The 3,929-nt window shown below is 61.2% G+C and carries 5 protein-coding genes; 2 read left to right on the forward strand and 3 right to left on the reverse strand.

The window, feature by feature from the left end; all coding sequences use genetic code 11:
• Together M3498_16620 and M3498_16625 are read right to left on the reverse strand one after the other, a co-directional pair.
• On the reverse strand, positions 1-618 hold a 618-nt coding region (locus M3498_16620; protein ID MDQ3460894.1), incomplete at its 3' end, for a ScyD/ScyE family protein.
• A gap of 83 nt (positions 619-701) precedes the next feature.
• Positions 702-1,142, reverse strand: coding sequence for a cytochrome c (locus tag M3498_16625; GenBank protein MDQ3460895.1), 441 nt, complete (start codon positions 1,140-1,142; stop codon positions 702-704).
• Positions 1,143-2,119: 977 nt separating this feature from the next.
• Between M3498_16625 and M3498_16630 the strand changes: the two genes are divergently transcribed.
• The gene (locus tag M3498_16630) at positions 2,120-3,289 is read left to right on the forward strand and encodes a M24 family metallopeptidase (protein ID MDQ3460896.1); all 1,170 of its coding nucleotides are present in this window, start codon (positions 2,120-2,122) and stop codon (positions 3,287-3,289) included.
• Between the two features lie 199 nt (positions 3,290-3,488).
• Positions 3,489-3,710: a hypothetical protein gene (locus M3498_16635; protein MDQ3460897.1), complete on the forward strand. Its 222-nt coding sequence runs from the start codon at positions 3,489-3,491 to the stop codon at positions 3,708-3,710.
• 27 nt (positions 3,711-3,737) lie between these two features.
• Here the strand turns inward: M3498_16635 and M3498_16640 are convergent.
• The coding region (locus tag M3498_16640) for a hypothetical protein (GenBank protein MDQ3460898.1) at positions 3,738-3,929 on the reverse strand (192 nt) is incomplete at its 5' end.

The raw sequence follows: 3,929 nt of genomic DNA on the forward strand, positions 1-3,929 counted from the left end.
CTCGGGATCGATTCTCAGGAGCGTGTTGGCTCCAGCATCTGCCACCCAGAGGTGACCATCGGGTCCGGCGGCAATCCCGTAAGGGTGCGACTCCTTGATGAAGCCATCGGGATTGTGCTCATCCTCGAACGCCCACGTGTCAGCAACCTGAGTGGCCTCCCCATCGTCGATCCTGACGATGCTGGCCATGAGCGGCATGGGATCGGGACCGATGGTCTCGATCCAAAAGAGGCTGGTCGCGTAGAGGACCCCGTCCATAAAGGCCAGCCGCGCGCCGCCTTCGGTACCCAAGGGCCACGTCAGTGAGGGCAGGCGCGTGATTTCTGCCTGTTCACCATCGGGGCTAATACGGAGGATCCTCGAGGTGGCACCAGCGGTCAAAGTGGCGGTTTCCCCAGTTTGCGGGTCGGTCATCTCGAAAGTCTCGTCACCACCCGTTCCAGAATCGACTACCCAGACATTCCCTTCATCATCAACCGCAAGACCCATAGGGCCGTTCAGGTCCGTGGCTATGGTCGTGCCTTCCTGAGCGGTGGCAGCAGCGAGAAGTGAGCACAGCGCAATGATAGTCAGTAAGCGTGACAGCTTCCTCATGTTGATCCTTTCGACATCTAACACCTGAATGAGACTCCACCTACGTACCGATTAGCCCTTGTGCCGCCTCGCTGTTGACGGCTTAGACCACCTCCCCAAAACGACGGTTACTGCTGCAAGAGCAGATGAATCAGCGCTTCAAGCTCCTGCTCAGAAAGCTGGGTGTACGCAGGCATCCGGTGGGGAGTAGCTGCGTAGCCTGGAACGATATAGGCTTCGGGATCGACGATGCTCTCGCGAATGTACTCTGCAGCGGTGGTTGCCTTACCACGATAGTTTGGCTCTTGGATGCGTGCCGCTGCAATCACGTCCAAATCATCATGGGGCGGCCCGAATTGACCCTTCGTGTCCGCAGCCGAGAAGGCATGGCACACGCCGCAATAGTACTGTTTGTAAATCTCAACGCCCTTTTGTAGAAGTTCTTCAGATGCTGAGAGTGGCCTGGAAACTTCAGCAATGGAGGTTTCTTCATTATGCTGTTGGCTGATGGCATAGACTAGCAGGCTCATCACCAGCAGCAAATAACCTACAACCAAAATGCGGACCATACTACAGAGTTCCCCTTGAAATCAGACTCATGGCTAGACCTCTAAAAACGCCTGAGCAGTTAATCGATGCAACCAAGCTGGACAAGACTCTTCTTGGCATACCATTTCGTAGCGCACCACCATCCGCATGAAGTTCTGCAGGTGGACATCTCCAGCGCCTCTTGGCATGCCTAAGGAGTCAGCCATATTTTTTTGACGGCAATGTGGTCTTTCATTCCTTCTCCTAATATGCGTGGCATACAGCCACGCCATGCACCTACTCCCCAGTCTTACTCATGTTCCCCAGCCTCACTCCTGCCTGAGCGTAGCCAGAATAGGATGACTGGAGGATGACTGAGAAGGTTGCTGGTGCGGCGGCTAGGGTCCTAGTGGCATCATGATGGCGCTCCTTGGCTGACTCAGCCTTGAATATAGGAAAGGCACCGTGACTGGAGCGTGACTGAACCGCAGCTGGTTTTCAGGAGCCTGTGGCTGGGGAGTGCGGTCATGTCGGAAACCGCTATAGAGCTGCGCTCGAGCTTGGCGCGTGACCGTCCGCAGCGAGGCCGCGCAGAGGCGGAAGGATCCACGAGGTCACAAAGGCTTCCATTCGTCAGGTGTACCTCCTCGTACCGGGCACCTCCTCCCTTGTCTGGCTCCAGCACCCTTTCGGGACTGGCCCGGACCGTCGCGGTTGCCGGCGGCCCTGGCTCACCACGCGCTCCCGCTCCCATCAAGGTAAGGGGGACCTGGTTATATGCCGGTTATAAAATGCTCTGCTCTTTCGAAGGAAGCGCGTGAACGAAGGTTGCCGCCTTACCACTCGCCCTGGCGAGCGCGGCGAGCAAGCCGCTCTTCTCGAGGGTCCAGCGACAGAGGTCGCACGCCTCGGCCGGCGCTGGCATCTGGAAGCAGGACAACACCGCTCGAGCTCTGGCCGCTTGAACATGCCCGTCTAAGATAAACTGAAGCCCGAAGAACTTCTCGAAAGGCGCATAATGGACTGGATAAAGACCGCACAAGAAGAACTGTCCCGGCAAGGCCTGGCAGGCTGGCTCGTTTACGACTTCCGCGGCAACAACCCCATGGCGGCGCGCTTTTTGTCGGCGAAGATGAAAATCGGCAAGCTCTCGAGGCGGGTCTTTCTGTTCGTGCCCGCGCGCGGCGAGCCCAGCCTGCTCGTCCACGCTATCGAAAGGGGTTCGCTGCCTCCGCTCTCCTGCCGCGTCCTGGCCTACAGCAGCCGGCAGTCGCTGGTGGCGGCGCTGGACGGGCTTCTGCCCAAAGCGGAGGTGGCGCTCGAGTACTCGCCGCTGGGCGACATCCCCTACGTCTCGCACGTCGACGGCGGCACCATCGACCTCCTGCGCTCGCTTCACGTCACGCCCGTCTCCTCGGCCACCCTCCTGCAGGTCTTCGATACCTGGACCGAGGCGCAACTGGGGGCCCACTTGGAGGCCGCCGAGCACGTCATGAAGGCCAAGGATCTGGCCTTTGCCGCCATCGCCCGGCAGCTAGGGGCGGGGCAGGAGGTCCGCGAGACCGAGGTGCAAGAGGTCATCGTGGCCTACTTCAGCTCCCAGGGCCTGAGCTACGACCACCCGCCCATCGTCGGCTTCGGGTCGCATTCGGGCGACCCGCACTACGCCCCGCAAAAGGGCAGCGACCGCACGCTGAGGCCGGGCGACGCCATCCTCATCGACCTGTGGTGCAAGCGCGACGAGGCGAGCGCGCCCTTTGCCGACATCACCTGGATGGGTGTTCGCGGCGAGCCTTCGCCCGAACTGCAAGAGGTCTTTGCGGTCGTGAGGGAGGCCCGCGACCTGGCGGTAGCGACCATCCGCGAGCACTACGCGCGCGGCCACTATCCCGAGGGCCGGCTGATCGACCGGGCGGTGCGCGATTTTATCTCGAAGAGGGGCTACGGCGAAAGGTTCAGCCACCGCACCGGCCACTCGCTGGGCACGCGCTTTGTCCACGGCGACGCGGTGCATCTGGACGACTTCGAGACCTGCGACAGCCGCGAACTCCTGCCGGGCCTGGCCGTCACCGTCGAGCCGGGCGTCTACCTGGAGGGTTTCGGCGTGCGCAGCGAGATCAACGTGGTGCTCGAGCAGAACGGCCCGCGGGTGACGACGGGCGAACAAGGGACGCTCGAGGTCGTCTGACGCTGTAAACAGTCGAGTGAGAAACTTCACTCGCCTCGCCAAAAACCCTCATCCTGGCCTGTTCTCTCCGTTCCGCACGCGACTCTTTGAATCGCCGCCGAGGCTTGCCGGGAAGAGGATTTTGACGTAAGATAGGGATGTCACGTGACACCCCTAGGACCGCAGGGTCCACGTCACGAGGCGCTCAGGGAGGTCCACCATGATGTCGCCCCTCAGCCTGGAGAAGCTCGCTCAAGAACGCCTGGAAACTCTTCGTCACGAGGCCCGCGGCTATCACCTCAGCCACCGGCACAAGCCGAGCCTGCGCAGACGCCTGGCTCTCAGCCTCAAGGTCTTGGCCGAGCGGCTCGAGCCCGAGATCGCCAAACCCGTCGCGCAGCCTTATGTCCCGCCTGCCGGCAGGCGGGAGAGGGCGCTGTGACCGAACAAGGAGGGCGGAGGGCAGTATTTAGGCCCCTTCGGCGAGGGCATCGTTCAGCTTGTCCAAGAGCTCGCTCAGGCTGGCGGTGTGAGCCTGCATCACACCTACCTGAACTTCTACCGCCACTTCGCGATCCAGGTGGTCCTCGCTCTCGGGGTCGGTCTGACGAAGCGCCTCCAAAAGTTCAAGGTAGTGTCTGGCGTCGTCGGCGAGCTCGTC

This window comes from Deinococcota bacterium, assembly GCA_030858465.1.
Lineage (GTDB): Bacteria > Deinococcota > Deinococci > Deinococcales > Trueperaceae > JALZLY01.

Coding starts and splice junctions, on each gene's coding strand:
- M3498_16625 (MDQ3460895.1), bottom strand. CDS start 1,142: ATGGTCCGCATTTTGGTTGTAGGTTATTTGCTGCTGGTGATGAGCCTG.
- M3498_16630 (MDQ3460896.1), top strand. CDS start 2,120: ATGGACTGGATAAAGACCGCACAAGAAGAACTGTCCCGGCAAGGCCTG.
- M3498_16635 (MDQ3460897.1), top strand. CDS start 3,489: ATGATGTCGCCCCTCAGCCTGGAGAAGCTCGCTCAAGAACGCCTGGAA.